This window comes from Roseburia sp. AF12-17LB, assembly GCF_003479605.1.
In the GTDB taxonomy this organism is placed as follows: domain Bacteria; phylum Bacillota; class Clostridia; order Lachnospirales; family Lachnospiraceae; genus Roseburia_C; species Roseburia_C amylophila.
The window spans coordinates 312,076-328,967 of the sequence record NZ_QUHR01000002.1; the positions used below are offsets into that span (position 1 = coordinate 312,076).

Sequence of the window (16,892 nt, forward strand, 5' to 3'; positions counted from 1 at the left end):
TCCTCTCATTTCATTCTGCCAATAATTTCATTTGCTTTCCGGTATATTTCTTCCGGTTCAAATCCAATCTGAAATGTGTTATCTTCATAAAGAATTTGTCCATTTACCATAGTAAGCTTTACATTCTGTTTGCTTCCGCTGTATACAATATTCCTGACGAGATTATTTTCCGGCTGCATATTCGGCTGTTTTAAATCAAGCATGATTAAATCTGCTTTCTTTCCCTCTGCCAGACTATCGCATTCATTTAATCCCATGGCAGCAGCTCCTCCTGTCGTTGCCATATAAAGTACTTCTTCTGCACCAACACAGGCTGCATCCTTTTCTCTGACCTTTGCCAGACCGGTAGTTAAAAACATTTCCCGGAACATATCAAGGCAGTTATTACTTGCCGGACCATCTGTTCCGATAGCAAGATTAATTCCTTCTTTTATAAAGCGGTCAATCGGTGCGATTCCGCTTGCCAGCTTCAGATTCGATGCAGGATTCGTTACTGCCGTAAGATTTCTCTTTCGAAAAATTTCAAAATCCTCATCTTCAAAATATACACAGTGATAACCACCGCCGCCATATTGAAACATTCCAAGCTCTTCCATCAGCCGGGTCGGTGTCATTCCATAACGCTCCTTACACTGTTCTACTTCAAGTGCAGTCTCGGAATTATGAAAATACACCGGTGCATGCAGCTTTTCGGATAATGCTGCCACCTGTTTTAAATGCTCTTTTGAGGTGGTATATTCCGCATGAAATCCCGGCACATAACCGGTTAAGTCACTCATTTCATTGACTTTATGATAAATTTCTTCCATCTCTTCAATGGAGCTTGTAAAATCATTGAAGCTGCTGACCTGCATGGTCCGGAATCCACAGTCTATGGAAGCCTTTGCAATTGTCTCCGGAAAGAAATACATATCAAAATTTGAAGTGATGCCACTGGTCAGATATTCCATGATGCCTAGTATGCTGAGCCAGTATATATCATCTGCCGTAAGCAGTGCCTCTTTTGGAAATACCTGCTTTGTCAGCCAGTCCTGTAATGGCAGGTCATCCGCATAGGAACGTAAAAATGTCATAGCCGTATGGGTATGGGCATTTTTAAATCCCGGCAGCAGCAGGTTTTTCTCTGCGTCAATTTCCCTGTCCCAAAGAATCATTCCTGCCGGCTCTTTTTCAAAAACACGTTCCGTATCAAGGCCATCCCCGATATAGATAATCTCATTCTTCTTTACCCACAATTCCCCGGTTATCACCTGAAAAGAATGTCCCTCTGACGGCGCTAAGATTCTGGCATTGTAAAAACGTATATTCATACGCAATCCCCTCCTTATCTTCTACCTTCTCCTGATAGATATCTGCCTCTTATATTTAATTTCTATAGCTGCTTCCCACTATACCATTTTCTTACAGAAATGTATTCATACCGGTAATAGAATCAGTCACCAGCTTTTTAAACAATGGTGCAACACGATCTGCTGTCTCCTGAACTTCACGGTGTGTCAGGGAAAATGGTGAAATTCCTGCCGCAAGATTTGAAATACAGGAAATACCGCAGATTTTCATTCCCATATGATTTGCTGCAATGGCTTCACAGGCTGTACTCATGCCTACCGCATCTGCCCCCAGTACGCGGCACATGGAAATTTCCTGTGGTGTCTCAAAATTCGGTCCTGATAACTGCAGGTAAGTGCCTTCCCGAAGCGGAATATCTGCTTCAATGGCAGCTTTTCGGATTATTTTCTGCAAATCCTCATCATAGATATGGCTCATATCCGGGAACCGTTCCCCCAGTTCATCGATATTTGCCCCGATTAAAGGAGATGGTACAAAGCAGCCAATCTGCCCGGTAATCATCATCAGATCTCCGGCTTTCATTCCCTGCTGTATTCCCCCTGCAGCATTGGTAAGAAAGAGTACCTTTGCGCCCATCATTTTCATTAATCTTGTTGGCAGCACAACATCCTGCATGGAATAACCTTCGTAATAATGCACACGTCCCTGCATACATACTACCGGCACATCCCCTACATAACCGAATACGAAGCGCCCCTTATGCCCCGGTACCGTTGATACCGGAAACCCTTCGATATCGTGATAATCAAGCACTGCTTCCACCTTCATATTCGTGTCAGCATAATCTCCTAATCCGGAGCCTAAAATCAATGCTGCCTGTGGTTTAAAATCAATCTTATCTTCAAAACATGCATAACATTTTAAAAGCTTTTCATATACTTCGTTCATGCTCCTCACTCCTTTTAACAATTATACCTTCCTATGTATTAAAAATCAAATAAAGAAAGCTGGTTCGATTCCGGCAAGTCCCCGAATAATCCAAGGTCTCCCATCAGATCAATTACGGTCTTACTAACTTTGGTCCGCTGTCTGAAATCATCCTTGGATAGAAATGGACCATCCTTGGCAGCCTCTACCACTGCCTCTGCCGCCTTCTCGCCAAGACCATCTATCGTACTTAAGGCAGGCATCAGTCTGCCATCAATAATCTGGAAACGGGATGCCTGGGCTTTATATAAATCAATGGTCCAGAACTCATAGCCTCTTGCATACATTTCCTGCACAATACGCATATCCTTATAGGTATCCTGCTCCTTCTTCGATAGTGAATCCTTTCGTTTCTCATAATCACGCATGAAGTAATTCAGCTTATCCTTTCCCTGACACATAAGCTCATAACTGAATCCGGTTGCACGGATGGAAAAGTATGCTGCATAATATGCCAGCGGATAAAACACCTTGCAGTAAGCAATACGCCATGCCATCATAACGTATGCCGCCGCATGGGCTTTCGGGAACATATACTTAATCTTCTTACAGGACCAGATATACCAGTCCGGTACGCCGTGGGCAGTCATTTCTTCCTCCCACTCTGGTTTTAAGCCCTTTCCCTTACGGACAGACTCCATAATGGTAAAGGATTCCTCACTGTCAAGTCCCATACTGATAAGATAAATCATAATATCATCACGGGTACAGATTGCCGTAGAAATGGTTGCTTTTCCCTCTTCAATCAATGTCTGGGCATTTCCTAACCATACATCCGTACCGTGTGAAAGACCTGCAATTCGAATCAGATGGGAAAAGGACTGCGGATCTGCGTCAATTAACATCTGCATCGCAAAGTCTGTTCCAAACTCTGGAATTCCAAGTGCTCCAAGTGTACAGTTTGTCAACATATCCGGTGTAATACTCAGTGCACTGGTATTCTTAAATAAGGACATGACGGACTTATCATCCAACGGAATCTTCTGTGCATCAATTCCGGTTAAGTCCTCAAGCATACGGATCATGGTCGGATCGTCGTGTCCGAGAATATCAAGCTTTAATAAGTTGTGATCAATGGAATGGTACTCAAAATGCGTCGTAATAATATCGGTTGTCATATCGTTAGCAGGATGCTGAATCGGTGTAAAGGAATAAATCTCTTCCCCCACCGGCAATACTACGATACCTCCCGGATGCTGTCCGGTGGTCCGGTGGATTCCCACGCAGCCCTGCACAATCCGGTCTATCTCACAATTTCTCTTATGCACACCATGCTCTTCATAATAATTCTTTACATAACCGAATGCGGTTTTATCTGCCAGCGTACCAATGGTTCCGGCACGGAAGGTCTGTCCCGCGCCGAAAATTACTTCTGTATACTTATGGGATTTACTCTGGTAATCACCGGAAAAGTTAAGATCAATATCCGGCTCTTTATTCCCCTTAAATCCAAGGAATGTTTCAAACGGAATATCAAAACCGGCTTTCACTAACGGCTTGCCACAGTTCGGACACCGCTTATCCGGCATGTCACAACCGGACTGTCCGCCATATTTCTTTACTTCCGGCGAATCAAAATCACTGTAATGACAGTGGGCACAGTAATAATGCGGTGCCAGCGGATTTACCTCCGTGATTCCGGACATGGTTGCCGCAAAAGAAGAACCTACGGATCCACGGGAACCTACCAGATAACCATCCTCATTTGATTTCCAAACCAGCTTCTGGGCAATGATATACATTACCGCATAACCGTTTCCGATAATGGATTTTAACTCCCGCTCCAACCGCTCCGATACGATTTCCGGCAAATCCTCTCCATACATCTCATGTGCCTTGTTATAGCAGATATCACGCAGCATCTGATCGGAATTTTCAATTACCGGCGGACACTTATCCGGGCGAACCGGAGAAATGCGCTCGCACATATCTGCGATCTTATTGGTATTATCGATAACAACTTCTTTCGCTTTCTCACTGCCTAAATAGCTGAATTCCTCCAACATTTCTTCTGTGGTACGAAGATATAGCGGAGCCTGCTCATCGGCATCCTTAAAGCCTTTACCCGCCAGAATAATACGACGGTATACTTCATCCTCCGGGTCCATAAAATGCACATCACAGGTTGCCACAACCGGCTTATGGAATTCTTCTCCTAATTTTACAATCCGGCGGTTAATGTCCTTTAATTCATCCATGGTGGAAATCGGTGCTTTTTCATCTTTTATCATAAATGCATTATTTCCAAGAGGCTGGATTTCAAGGTAATCATAAAACTTCACCAGACGGATAATCTCTTCCTGCGGCCGTCCCTGTAAAATTGCCTGATAAAGTTCTCCCGCCTCACAGGCAGAACCAATCAGTAAGCCTTCCTTGTGTTTTAAGTATTCGCTCTTTGGAATTCTCGCCCTCTGATGGAAATAATCAAGGTGGGATAAGGATATCAGCTTATAGAGATTCACACGACCCAGATCATTCGTTGCAAGAATAATAGCATGATGGGTCGGCATCTTCATAACGGTCTCTTTGCTGACATGTCCCTCGGCATTTAATTCATCCAGTGTATTGATGCCACGGTCAGCAAGCATTTTTACAAACTTTTCAAATATTTCAGCGGTACATGCTGCATCGTCTACCGCACGGTGATGATTCTCCAGCGAAATATTTAATGCCCTTGCTACGGTATCCAGCTTAAAACGGTTCAGATTCGGCAACAGCATTCGTGCCATGGCAACAGTATCTGCAATGGTAAAATCATAAGGAATGCTTAAACGGTCACAGTTATATTTGATAAAGCTCATATCAAAATCAGCATTGTGTGCTACCATAACAGCACCATCACAGAAGGCTAAGAACTCCGGCATAACTTCTGCAATCACCGGTGCCGTAATTACCATATCATCTTTGATTCCGGTCAGATTTTCAATGTGGAACGGAATCGGCACTTCCGGATTAACAAAAGTGGAAAAGCGCTCGGTTATATTCCCTTTTTCTACTTTTACCGCACCAATTTCAATAATTTTATTTACCAGCGGTGAAAATCCGGTGGTCTCTATATCGAATACCACATAGGTATCCTGCAGAGACTGATTCTTTGAATTTTCTACAATGTCCTTCAAGTCATCCACAAGATAAGCTTCCACACCATAGATAATCTTAAAGTCCGGGTCATCCGGCAGTGCATGGTTTGCAATCGGGAATGCCTGGACATTTCCATGATCGGTAATCGCCAGTGCCTTATGTCCCCACTTATATGCCCTTTTTACCAGATCTCCTACATCAGTAACACCATCCATGTCACTCATCTTGGTATGGCAATGAAGCTCTACTCTCTTTAACGGGCTGTTGTCCATTCTTATTGTAGTAAAATCAGGGATTTTCTTAATTCCGACAATGGAGCCGATGGTCAGCTCACTGTCAAATTTATCAATGGTCGTTACACCTTTAATTTTAAGAAATGCTCCCTTTTTCAAATCTCCCATCAGTTCCGGTAGATTCTCATTTTTTGTAAAGATTTTAAGCACAATGGAATCCGTAAAATCCGTTACCGACATAATGATAATTGTCTTTTCACCACGGATTTCTCTTGTATCTAATGTCATTATCTGTCCACGGATGACAACTTCTCCCATTTCACCTACGATGGTCTCAATCGGAATTGCATCCTCTTCAAAATCACGGCCATAAATAACATCCGGATTGTCTGATTTTTTAACAAAATCTCTTCTCTGGAAGGAAGATTTTCCCTTGAAATCCTTTCCGCCGGAAAAGTTATTCTTTCCAGCAGCAGGTGCTGCTCCTGCACCTTCTGTGCCGGTAGTCTGTTTTTTCTCCGGGGCAGCAGGTGTTTTTTCCTTTTCTGACGCTCTAGCATCGGGCTGTGCGTTTGCTTCATTGGCAGCAGGCTGTTCCATGCCATCCGCATTCTGCGTTCTTGCAGCAGCGGTTCGTGCCACGATATGGGCAACCTCTGTTTCAATCTGGCTGTCTGCACTCTTTAAATAATCATTTTCTGCCGGCTTCTCATACTGTGGCTCAATCATTAATTTTAATCCACAACGTTCGCAGATGATTTTTTCTAAGATATCAATCAGTTCATTACTCCGCTCTGTGGCAACAATGGTATCCTCTAAGGTAAGAATCATATGGTCTTCCCGGTCAAATTCCATTTTGCTGCAGCGCATCAGATTATAGAGCAGTACGCTGTAATTGCGAATCTCTTCTAAAATACTCTCCCGGTATACCGCCATCAGTTTTTCCGGTGTATACTGGCTGGATAAATTAAATTTTTCTATGATTTTAACAGCTATCTCCTTGTGCGGAAATAGCTGTTGTCTGATTTCTTGTTCAATATGATAGATTTCCGGTTTGGGAATTAGCCTTGTACTCTCTAAATAAATCCGCAGTGCATTCTGTGCGGAATTCGATGCCACTTTTGTAATCTCTGTTTCTTTCAAAAGTGCACTCATCTCTCCGGTAATCTTTAATGTCGGAAAAACTTCAAAAAACAGTTTTGCCATAATTTTTCCTACTCCTTATTCCAGTTCAAAAGTTCCTTTCTTAATTCACTTAAGAGCTGATTCTCCGGTACTTTACGGTCTATCTGACCATGCTTTATAATTAGTCCTTCTCCCACACCGCCGGCAATTCCGATATCGGCTTCCTTTGCTTCTCCCGGTCCGTTGACTACACAGCCCATAACAGCAACCTTGATGTCTAAAGGAATGTCCGCTACCATATTCTCTACCTGATTTGCCAGTTCGATTAAGTTGATTCTTGTTCTTCCACAGGTCGGACAGGATACTACCTCAATGCCACCCTTGCGGAGTCCCAAGGTTCTTAAAATCAGTTTTGCTGATTTGATTTCTTCTAACGGATCTCCGGTTAATGAAACACGAATGGTATCTCCAATCCCCTGATTTAAAATCAGTCCCAGTCCAATGGAGGATTTAATATTTCCGCTGATAATCGTTCCTGCCTCTGTAATTCCCACATGCAGGGGATGATTGGTTTGCTCAGCAATCAGTTCATGGGCTTTTACACACATCATAACATCTGAAGATTTGATACTGATCACGAGATTGTCATATCCCATATCTTCAATAAGATGCACTTTATCCAAAGCACTTTCTACAATGCCTTCTGCAGTAACACCATGATATTTTTCTACTAAATCTTTTTCCAGTGAACCGCTGTTGACTCCCACACGGATTGGAATATTTCTTTCCTTTGCTACGTCTACCACAGCCTGCACACGCTCTTTGCTTCCGATGTTGCCCGGATTGATTCTGATTTTATCTGCTCCATGCTCCATGGCAGCAATAGCCAGCCGGTAATCAAAATGAATATCTGCAACCAGTGGTATTGCTATCTGCTTCTTAATCTCAGTCAATGCTTCTGCGGCTTCCATTGTCGGCACCGCACAGCGGATGATATCACAGCCTGCCGCTGCCAGACGGTTAATCTGCTCTACGGTTGCTTTTACATCCTCTGTCTTTGTATTGGTCATTGACTGTATCAGGATTGGATTTTTTCCACCGATGATACGGTCTCCTATTTTTACCACTTTCGTATCTTTTCGTTCCATGATTGCTTTTCCTCCTGTGCAGGATTATTTAAAATAATTTTCGAATATCGTTAAACATAACAAGCACCATCAATGCCAGAAGCAGCATCAGTCCGACAAAATGAACCATGCCCTCTTTGTCCGGATCCACCCGTTTCTTTCTGACGGCTTCTATAATCAGAAATACCAGTCTTCCTCCGTCTAATGCCGGTAATGGAAGCAGGTTCATAATTCCAAGATTGGCAGTCAGCATTATGGAATAATTAATTAATGTCAATACCACCGATAGCGTTCCAGCTGACTTGCTCTCGTCATAAGTATCACCAATATTCTTTACAATACCTACCGGTCCCGAAAGTTCATTGACACTGACTCTTCCGGTCACTAACATCTTCAAGCTGTCCATGGTAACTTCTATCCAGTATTTCACTTCATATACGCTATATTTTATAGTCTCAAAAATATTACCCCGCTCACGCATGGTATTTCCATAGATTCCAAAGAGATTTCTTCCTGCTTCTTCATTATATTTTGGGCTGATGGTACAGGTATATTCCTCTCCATCTCTTTCATAGGTCACTTCCAGATTCTCATTGGAATGAAACAGCGTGTAAACACTTACTTCACGATAAATATGAATGTTCTTTCCATTGATTTCTTTAATGATATCTCCAGCCTGAAGTCCTGCTTCCTCTGCCGGATATCCTTCCATAACACCTTTTACCTCCGGCCGGTCAAATCCGGCTGTCCCGATAACAATCAGTGCCAGAAGGAATGCCAGAATAAAGTTAAAAACCGGTCCTGCCGCTACAACTGCTATTCTCGCCCATACGGACTTGCTGTTAAAGGAGCCTTCACTTTCCGACTCTCCGTCTTCGCCTTCCATCATACATGCTCCACCAAAAGGCAGCAGTTTTATGGAATATTTTGTCTCTCCCTTTGTAATTCCAAATAGCATTGGTCCAAGTCCCAGACAAAATTCATTTACTTTGATTTTATTTTTCTTTGCCAGCAAAAAATGTCCCAGTTCATGAAAAATAATAATAAAACTGAACATTAAGATTGCAATGATTATTTTCAATCTACCACCTGCTCTCTATATACTCATACGCAGCCTGCTCTGTTGCAAGGATTTCTTCTACGGACGGACTGGCAATATAGGTACACTGCTCCATACACGCCTGTGCAATTTCCGGAATCTCCAAGAAACGGATCTTTCCGTCTAAGAACATTGCTACCGCTCTCTCATTTGCTGCATTAAAAGCAGTCGGAATGTTACCGCCCTTTCTACAGGCTTCATAAGCCAGTTTCAATCCGTAAAAAGTCTCCATATCCGGCTCTTCCAATGTAATTGCCTTCATTTTCCAGAAATCAAGCCGGTCTCCACTTAAGTGTAACCGTTTCGGATAATACAGGGCATACTGGATTGGAAGCCGCATATCTGCCGTTCCAAGCTGTGCAATGACTGCACCGTCTTCATACTCTACCATAGAATGTATGATACTCTGTGGTTGTACTACAACCTGAATCTGGTCTGCATTTACATCAAACAGCCATTTTGCTTCAATGACTTCAAGTCCCTTATTTATCATGGTTGCGGAATCAATAGTGATTTTACGTCCCATGCTCCAGTTCGGATGCTTCAATGCATCTTCCACTTTTACCTGTTCTAATTCCGCCCGCTTCTTTCCACGGAATGGTCCGCCGGAAGCTGTCAAAAGTATTTTTGCAATTTTATTGTCTCCGGCTCCCTGCAGAGACTGAAAGATTGCACTGTGTTCACTGTCCACTGGAAGGATTTTCACATTACATTCCTTTGCCAGCGGCATAATAATATGTCCTGCGGTAACTAAAGTCTCCTTATTAGCTAGTGCAATGTCCTTTCCTGCTTTCATAGCGGCTATGGTCGGACGGATACCAAGCATACCCACAATGGCAGTTACAAGAATCTCTGCTTTCTCTTCCGTTGCTACTTCTAAAAGTCCTTCCATCCCGGAAGCCACCTTTACCTTCAAATCTGCAACCCTTGTCCGAAGCTCAATCGCATCCTCTTCTGCCCATACAGCAACCAAAGCCGGATGAAACTCCCGGATCTGTTCTTCTAATTTTGCAATATTATGTCCTGCCGCAAGTGCAGTTACTTCAATATCTCCATGTTCTCTTACAACAGAAAGTGTCTGGGTTCCGATGGAACCAGTGGAACCTAAAATTGCAATCTTCTTCATGTTTCCTCCTACTTGCCAATCAGATATAATGCAAGATAATAAATAATTGGCGCTGTAAATATTACACTGTCAAAACGATCTAAGATTCCACCATGGCCAGGAATCAGTTTGCCATAATCTTTAATGTCATAATTACGTTTGATTGCAGATGCAGTCAGGTCTCCAATCATAGATATGATTGCCCCAATCGCACAAATCATGCAAAGCATAATGATATCACGGTTGGTGCTTCCCATAGAGCCCTGGAAAACAAAGCAATAAATCAGGGTTAATAATGCTGCTCCCACTACTCCGCCAACAGCTCCTTCCCAGGATTTCTTCGGAGAAAGCACCGGTGCCATCTTGTGTTTTCCAATCAGCACACCCACGCAATATGCACAGGTATCGCAGCCCCAGGAGCATAAGAAAATTAACCATACAATATAAGCTCCACCCGGTAGCATTCTGGTCTGATATACATAAGAAAGCATCACCGATACATAAAATACACCAAAAAATGCTGCTAACATCTGCTCGGTATGATATTTCGGATAAGAAAATACATATACAAACATCAGCACTACCAAAAGTGCGATGACAAATAACATCATATCCGGAATAAACTGAAATTTCAGATTGCAATAATATACAATCGTTGCCAGTCCGCCGACGACACCGGCACAGCTTTTTTCAATTTTAAACACACGATACAGTTCATACAATCCAATCAAAGAAATAATTCCGGTTACTGCCAGCAGCAAATCATTTCCGGTAATAATGAATACCAGTGCCAGAATTACCAGCACGATTCCACTTAATAATCTTGTCTTAAACATATTACTCCTCCTCTATCTTTCCATATCTCCGGTCTCTTCCGCTGTAATCCTCTACTGCTTTACGCAGTTCTTCCGGTGTAAAGTCCGGCCATGGAACCTCAGTAAAATATAACTCACTATAAGCAAACTGCCACAGCAAGAAGTTGGAAAGCCTCTGTTCTCCACTGGTGCGGATCATAAGATCAGGATCCGGAATATCTTTCGTATCAAGATAGGATTCATATTTCTCTTCGGTAATCTCCTCTGCCGAAATACCATCCTGCCACATTTTCTTCATTCCACGGATCATTTCATCTCTTGCTCCATAATTAATGGCAATCTGTAAATTCAGTCCCGTATTATGGGCAGATTCTCTTTCCAATACAGCAATCTGCTGCTGGAATTTATCATCCAGCCGGCTGGTATCCCCGATTACACGGACTCTCATATTATTCTTGTCCGCTGTCTTTATACAGTTCTTAAGATAACTGCTCAAAAGCTTCATCAAAGCATCTACTTCATTCTGTGGACGGTTCCAGTTCTCTGTGGAAAATGCATACATGGTTACGTATTCTATGCCCAGATCATGCGCTGCTTTACAGATAACTTCAACATTCTTTGCCCCCATGGTATGTCCATAGTTTCTTGGCATTCCTCTTTTCTTTGCCCAGCGTCCGTTTCCATCCAGAATAATTGCAACATGTTTTGGAATCTTCATCTTTGTTCTCCTTTTTACAGATGTTTACAACATAAAAGGGGACACGGCAATCGCGCTATGTCCCCATATGTGTCGTACATGGATAAGATTATACCGTAAGGATTTCCTTTGTCTTTTCCTCTACTGCACCATCAATTTTTGCAATATATTTATCCGTAATTTTCTGAGTATCGTTTTCTAATTCTTTTAATTCATCCTCAGATACTTCATTTGCTTTGTTCTGTTTCTTGAATGCATCATTGGCATCCCTTCTGATATTACGAATTGCCACCTTGGCATTCTCACCCTTTTTCTTAATATCCTTTGCCAGTTCTTTACGTCTTTCCTCGGTAAGCTCCGGGAATACAAGACGGATTACTTTACCATCGTTGGTTGGATTTAAGCCTAAATCAGATGTTAAAATTGCTTTTTCAATCTCTTTTACAAGGGATGCTTCCCAAGGCTGGATCTGAATCATTCTTGGCTCCGGAACATTGATATTTGCAACCTGCTGTAACGGGGTCGGTGTTCCATAATAATCTACAGTAATTCTGTCTAAGATATGCGGATTCGCTCTTCCTGCCCGGATAGTTGCATATTCTTCCACAAGATTCTCGTATGATTTCTGCATTTTCTCTTCATATGGGTTTAATCTGCTATCCATAAATAATCTCCTTTATTATACAGTCACTTTCGTGCCGTTAAATTTTCCGCTCATTGCATTTACAATGCTGTCCGGCTCATTTAATCCGAATACATACATTGGCATTTTATTTTCCATACACATAATAGATGCGGTTAAATCTACTACTGCAAGCTTCTTATCAATCACTTCCTGAATGGATACCTCATCATATTTCTTTGCTGCCGGATTTACCTTCGGGTCACTGTCATAGACACCGTCAATGGCTTTTGCCAGGAAAATGCCCTCTGCATCCATTTCAATGGCACGGAGTACAATTCCGGTATCTGTTGAAAAATAAGGATGTCCTGTTCCACCTGCAAAAAATACTACCATTCCTTTTTCAAAATATTTATTGGCACGGTCTTTTGAGAAAAGTTTGGTCATGCTGCCACACTCAAACGGAGTCAGAATCTGTGTCATCATTCCAACAGAACGGAAGATTTCAGATACATAAATACAGTTCATAATCGTTGCCAGCATACCAATCTGGTCTGCTTTGGTACGGTCGATAGTCTCGCTGGAACGTCCTCTCCAGAAATTACCGCCACCAATTACGATTCCAACCTGGCATCCGCCATCTACAATCTGTTTTACCTGGCGGGCAACTTCTGTTACGGTCGGCTCATCAAAACCTGTTTTCTTTTCTCCTGCAAGTGCTTCTCCACTTAATTTTAAAAATACTCTCTTCATTATTTATTCTCTCCAAAAAGACTTTCCACATCAATATCAGCATAGCACTGGGAACAGAAACCTTCGATAACTGCACCATTGTTAATCTGAACAGAACGGGATTTGATGTTACCCATAACAACTGCAGAAGTATCTACAACTACAGGTCCCTGAACATCGATATCGCCCTTGATTGCTCCTGCGATAACTGCAGAGCTTGCGGTAATATTTCCAATAATGACAGAACCAAGTCCGATTTTAACAGTTCCGGTACTTACTACTTCACCTTCTACTTTTGCAGCATCAGCGAAGAATTCAGCAGAATTGCTGTTTCCATTGATAGTTCCGGTAACAACCAGCTTGCCATTACACTGAACATCACCATTAATATTTCCACGGATATCTAAAGAACCAGTAGATGCCATATTACCTGTAATGGATGTTCCTTCTGTGATTACAGATACTTCATCTGAAACTTCATCTGATGTCTGAACCGGAGCAAAATGTGCCGGAGTTGCCGGCTGTACCGGTGTTACTGTCTCTTCTGGCATTGTCATGGTTTCATTTGCTGTTGTCTCACTCATTTTACTTTCCTCCTGAATATGTAAATCTTCTTTTTCTTCTGCAGCTGGTGTCTCTACTTTTGTTTCTGTTTCCTGTGCCGGTGCTTCCTTCTCTACCGGAGCATTGGCATCCTTGGTAACCTTTTCTAAAAGTCCGTCCAATTTGGATAATTCAGACTCCACATCCAGTTCATCTTCCAATGTATTGACTACTACATCGCTATCCTGCTCTGCTGCCTCTGTTGCGTCTTCACCCGGTACCAGTTCGTTCACTGCCTGTGATAAATCCTCTTTAAAATCTTTAAAAAAGCTCATTCTTAAAAACCTCCATTTTTTCTATTGAACACTGTCTGCACTAATATGCTGTATTACAGTTGTATCCTCAGTAATCGGAAGTAACTCTACTCCCTGTGCCTGTAGTGCCTCAATCATCGGACCTAAGGCTTCCACCGTTGTCTCCTTCGTATTTGCATCATGAAGTAACACAACCGATGTTTTATATTTTACCACATCCTCTAACACATTATCTACCAGCTCGTCCGCTGTATATGCCTGTGATGTAGCATCACCACTGGTTACATTCCAGTCAAAATAAGTAACATCCTGATCATTCAGATATTTTATAAACTCTTTCATATCTGTATTACTGACCTGATTGCTGCTTCCACCCGGGAAACGATAATAATGGCAATCCTCTCCCGTTATATCATAAAGATAATTTTGTATTTTGGTAAAATCATCCTCAAAATTTTCAAGCGAATCGTAAATCACACTGTATTTATGGGAATAAGAATGCATTCCCAGTGTGTGCCCCTCATTTACAATTCTTTTATACATCTCCTGGGACTCTTCATCTTCTTTTCCTACAACAAAAAATGTTGCTTTCACATTATACTGCGCCAATGTATCAAGAATAGCTGCCGTATTGGAACTTGGTCCATCATCAAAGGTAAGATATACTTTAAGCTGATCTCCCGGCTGTGCCTTGTTGCTTTCATCCTCTGCCACCAATGGCTGGACAATCGAACTGTCTGCATTCTGATCCTGATATTCTGTGTCTGTCTGTAATTCCGTTCCAGTAGACATTTCTCCTTTCGACTGGTTCTCGTCCTGCTGTACCTTTCCGGAAACAATACCGCTTGATACCAGCCTGTCTATCTGGTTCTGTAAAGAAATTACCCGGCACAACAATACCACGCACAAAATAATCGATATCAGCATCCAGGCGAAGATAGATGTTATAATCCCCGTCTTCATGCGATTAATGCGTTTTCGCCTTTCCCGCTGTTCCTTTAACCCCTTCGTGGTCTTCTCTTCCATGTAGTGACCTCCCGGTCATAAAATCTCTTTTCTATTGTAACACACTTTAACAAAATATCACTATAAAAAATAATTTTAATTGAATTACTTCTTGAGATTTTTCTTTCTTTTGTCAGAAAATTCCCCTGCAGAAATCACTCTACAGGGGAATTTTATATACCTTTACAATTTGTGCTAAGCTTTTGCTTAGTTTCCTGCTATCTGAGCAGCAACTTCTGCAGCAAAGTCTTCATTTTTCTTCTCCAAACCTTCACCTGTTTCGAAACGTACAAACTTCTTAACAGATACAGGAGCACCAACTTCTTTGGAAACCTGCTCTAAGTATTTTCCAACTGTCTGTTTTCCATCTTCTGCTTTTACATATACCTGATCTACTAAGCAGATTTCTTTTAACTCTTTGCTGATACGTCCTTCGATCATTCCATGGATAACCTTTTCCGGTTTCTGGGACTCTTTCGGATCATTCATAATCTGAGCTAAGAGAATTTCTTTCTCATGTGCGATGTAATCTGCACTTACTTCATCTCTGGAAACATATTTTGGATTTAAAGCTGCTATCTGCATTGCAATGTTGGTTAATGCTTCTTTTACTGCATCATTTACAACAGTTGTGTCAGCATCAACGATAACACCGATTCTTCCGCCGCCATGGATATAAGATACTACACAACCATTCTCAGCTACAACCTTTTCGAATCTACGAATCTTTAAGTTCTCTCCGATAACTGCAACTTTCTCTACTAATGCATCTTTTACTGTCTTGCTTTCATCTGCATTCCATTTTTCTTCCATGAATGCATCCATGTCTGCTGCGTCAGAGTTTACTGCCTGTGTTGCAACAGCCTCTACAAACTCACGGAATGTATCATTTTTAGCAACGAAGTCTGTTTCAGAGTTAACTTCAACAACTGCTGCTGTCTTATCATCTTTTACTACAACAGTACAAAGACCTTCTGCTGCAATTCTTCCAGCTTTCTTCTCAGCTTTTGCCTGTCCGTTTTTTCTTAAATATTCAACAGCCTCATCCATGTTGCCGTCTGTTTCACCTAATGCTTTTTTACAATCCATCATTCCTGCGCCGGTTAATTCACGCAGTTCTTTTACCATTGCTGCTGTAATAGCCATCTTCATTTTCCTCCATTTATTTTTTCTAAAGGTAAGGACAGGCAATTACTGTCTGTCCTGTTTTATACACACGTTGTGTGTTTCTTATCGTTTAAAATACTGTTCTTATGCCTCTACAGCTTCTTCTGCATCCTCTGCAGCTTCAGTGTCAACATCAACAGTTCCCTGATTTGCTTCGATAACAGCATCTGCCATTTTAGAAACGATTAATTTAACGGCTCTGATTGCATCATCGTTACCAGGAATTACATAATCTAACTCTTCCGGATCACAGTTTGTATCTGCAATACCAATAAGTGGAATTCCTAAGGAATGAGCTTCCTGAACGCAGATTCTTTCTTTCTTAGGATCTACGATAAAGATAGCATCTGGAATCTTCTTCATTTCTTTAATTCCGCCTAAGTTCTTCTGTAATTTGTCTAATTCTTTCTTTAATTTGATAACTTCTTTCTTAGGAAGAACATCAAATGTTCCATCCTCTTCCATAGTTTCGATTGCTTTTAATCTTGCAATACGGCTCTGGATTGTCTTGAAGTTAGTAAGCATACCACCTAACCATCTCTCGTTTACATAGAACATGTTACAACGCTCTGCTTCTGTTTTGATAGCATCCTGAGCCTGTTTCTTTGTTCCTACGAAAAGAATAGTACCACCATCTGCAGCGATATCTGCCATAGCTTTGTAAGCCTCATCAACTTTACCTACAGATTTCTGCAGGTCAATGATGTAGATACCATTTCTCTCTGTGTAGATATATGGAGCCATTTTAGGATTCCATCTTCTGGTCTGATGTCCAAAATGAACACCTGCTTCTAATAACTGTTTCATTGAAATAACGCTCATTGTTTTTCCTCCATTTGGTTATTCTTCCATATACTTCTTATTATCAGACAACCTTGCGGCACCAATCTGACAATCGGTATATGTGTAAATTTATCGCAACGCATGGATTATATCATACTCAGCCATGC

General features: G+C 41.7%; 13 protein-coding genes and 1 pseudogene. All 14 read right to left on the minus strand.

Translation table 11 applies throughout. The annotated features are described in order from the left end of the window. Positions 1-5: 5 nt before the first annotated feature. Positions 6-1,310 carry an amidohydrolase gene (locus tag DWV68_RS04160; RefSeq protein ID WP_118057385.1) on the minus strand — a complete coding sequence of 435 codons (1,305 nt, stop codon included), beginning with the start codon at positions 1,308-1,310 and terminating at the stop codon, positions 6-8. Between the two features lie 91 nt (positions 1,311-1,401). Then, on the minus strand, positions 1,402-2,238 hold the full coding sequence (locus tag DWV68_RS04165; protein WP_118057386.1) for a purine-nucleoside phosphorylase: 837 nt from the start codon (positions 2,236-2,238) through the stop codon (positions 1,402-1,404). A gap of 38 nt (positions 2,239-2,276) precedes the next feature. Beyond that, positions 2,277-6,797, minus strand: coding sequence for a PolC-type DNA polymerase III (locus DWV68_RS04170; protein ID WP_118057387.1), 4,521 nt, complete (start codon positions 6,795-6,797; stop codon positions 2,277-2,279). Positions 6,798-6,805: 8 nt separating this feature from the next. Beyond that, the gene (ispG, locus tag DWV68_RS04175; RefSeq protein WP_118057388.1) at positions 6,806-7,864 is read right to left on the minus strand and encodes a flavodoxin-dependent (E)-4-hydroxy-3-methylbut-2-enyl-diphosphate synthase; all 1,059 of its coding nucleotides are present in this window, start codon (positions 7,862-7,864) and stop codon (positions 6,806-6,808) included. A 28-nt stretch (positions 7,865-7,892) separates the two neighbouring features. Next, positions 7,893-8,924, minus strand: coding sequence for an RIP metalloprotease RseP (gene rseP / locus DWV68_RS04180; RefSeq protein WP_118665099.1), 1,032 nt, complete (start codon positions 8,922-8,924; stop codon positions 7,893-7,895). 1 nt (position 8,925) lies between these two features. Then, positions 8,926-10,068: a 1-deoxy-D-xylulose-5-phosphate reductoisomerase gene (gene dxr / locus DWV68_RS04185; protein ID WP_117698708.1), complete on the minus strand. Its 1,143-nt coding sequence runs from the start codon at positions 10,066-10,068 to the stop codon at positions 8,926-8,928. 8 nt (positions 10,069-10,076) lie between these two features. Further along, a complete protein-coding gene (locus tag DWV68_RS04190; protein ID WP_117841155.1) occupies positions 10,077-10,883 on the minus strand; it encodes a phosphatidate cytidylyltransferase in 807 nt (268 codons plus the stop codon). A gap of 1 nt (position 10,884) precedes the next feature. Continuing rightward, positions 10,885-11,586: pseudogene (locus DWV68_RS04195) on the minus strand (isoprenyl transferase); the annotation flags it as partial. 82 nt (positions 11,587-11,668) lie between these two features. Next, entirely contained in the window at positions 11,669-12,223 is a 555-nt protein-coding gene (frr, locus tag DWV68_RS04200) for a ribosome recycling factor (protein ID WP_022243274.1), read from the minus strand. A 15-nt stretch (positions 12,224-12,238) separates the two neighbouring features. Further along, entirely contained in the window at positions 12,239-12,934 is a 696-nt protein-coding gene (pyrH, locus tag DWV68_RS04205) for a UMP kinase (protein WP_022243275.1), read from the minus strand. After that, positions 12,934-13,791 (minus strand): polymer-forming cytoskeletal protein, encoded by an 858-nt coding sequence (locus DWV68_RS04210; protein WP_118057389.1) that lies wholly within the window; start codon positions 13,789-13,791, stop codon positions 12,934-12,936. Before DWV68_RS04210 ends, pyrH begins: the two co-directional genes overlap by 1 nt. Positions 13,792-13,812: 21 nt before the next feature. Further along, positions 13,813-14,796, minus strand: coding sequence for a polysaccharide deacetylase family protein (locus DWV68_RS04215; protein ID WP_117841156.1), 984 nt, complete (start codon positions 14,794-14,796; stop codon positions 13,813-13,815). 186 nt (positions 14,797-14,982) lie between these two features. Continuing rightward, positions 14,983-15,921 (minus strand): translation elongation factor Ts, encoded by a 939-nt coding sequence (tsf, locus tag DWV68_RS04220; RefSeq protein WP_022243278.1) that lies wholly within the window; start codon positions 15,919-15,921, stop codon positions 14,983-14,985. 105 nt (positions 15,922-16,026) lie between these two features. Further along, positions 16,027-16,764, minus strand: coding sequence for a 30S ribosomal protein S2 (gene rpsB / locus DWV68_RS04225; RefSeq protein WP_022243279.1), 738 nt, complete (start codon positions 16,762-16,764; stop codon positions 16,027-16,029). Positions 16,765-16,892 lie beyond the last annotated feature (128 nt).

What these genes read in the sequence shown, in the direction of transcription:
- DWV68_RS04160 (WP_118057385.1), bottom strand. Translation starts at nt 1,310, where the DNA reads ATGAATATACGTTTTTACAATGCCAGAATCTTAGCGCCGTCAGAGGGA.
- DWV68_RS04165 (WP_118057386.1), bottom strand. Translation starts at nt 2,238, where the DNA reads ATGAACGAAGTATATGAAAAGCTTTTAAAATGTTATGCATGTTTTGAA.
- DWV68_RS04170 (WP_118057387.1), bottom strand. Translation starts at nt 6,797, where the DNA reads ATGGCAAAACTGTTTTTTGAAGTTTTTCCGACATTAAAGATTACCGGA.
- ispG (WP_118057388.1), bottom strand. Translation starts at nt 7,864, where the DNA reads ATGGAACGAAAAGATACGAAAGTGGTAAAAATAGGAGACCGTATCATC.
- dxr (WP_117698708.1), bottom strand. Translation starts at nt 10,068, where the DNA reads ATGAAGAAGATTGCAATTTTAGGTTCCACTGGTTCCATCGGAACCCAG.
- DWV68_RS04190 (WP_117841155.1), bottom strand. Translation starts at nt 10,883, where the DNA reads ATGTTTAAGACAAGATTATTAAGTGGAATCGTGCTGGTAATTCTGGCA.
- frr (WP_022243274.1), bottom strand. Translation starts at nt 12,223, where the DNA reads ATGGATAGCAGATTAAACCCATATGAAGAGAAAATGCAGAAATCATAC.
- pyrH (WP_022243275.1), bottom strand. Translation starts at nt 12,934, where the DNA reads ATGAAGAGAGTATTTTTAAAATTAAGTGGAGAAGCACTTGCAGGAGAA.
- DWV68_RS04210 (WP_118057389.1), bottom strand. Translation starts at nt 13,791, where the DNA reads ATGAGCTTTTTTAAAGATTTTAAAGAGGATTTATCACAGGCAGTGAAC.
- DWV68_RS04215 (WP_117841156.1), bottom strand. Translation starts at nt 14,796, where the DNA reads ATGGAAGAGAAGACCACGAAGGGGTTAAAGGAACAGCGGGAAAGGCGA.
- tsf (WP_022243278.1), bottom strand. Translation starts at nt 15,921, where the DNA reads ATGGCTATTACAGCAGCAATGGTAAAAGAACTGCGTGAATTAACCGGC.
- rpsB (WP_022243279.1), bottom strand. Translation starts at nt 16,764, where the DNA reads ATGAGCGTTATTTCAATGAAACAGTTATTAGAAGCAGGTGTTCATTTT.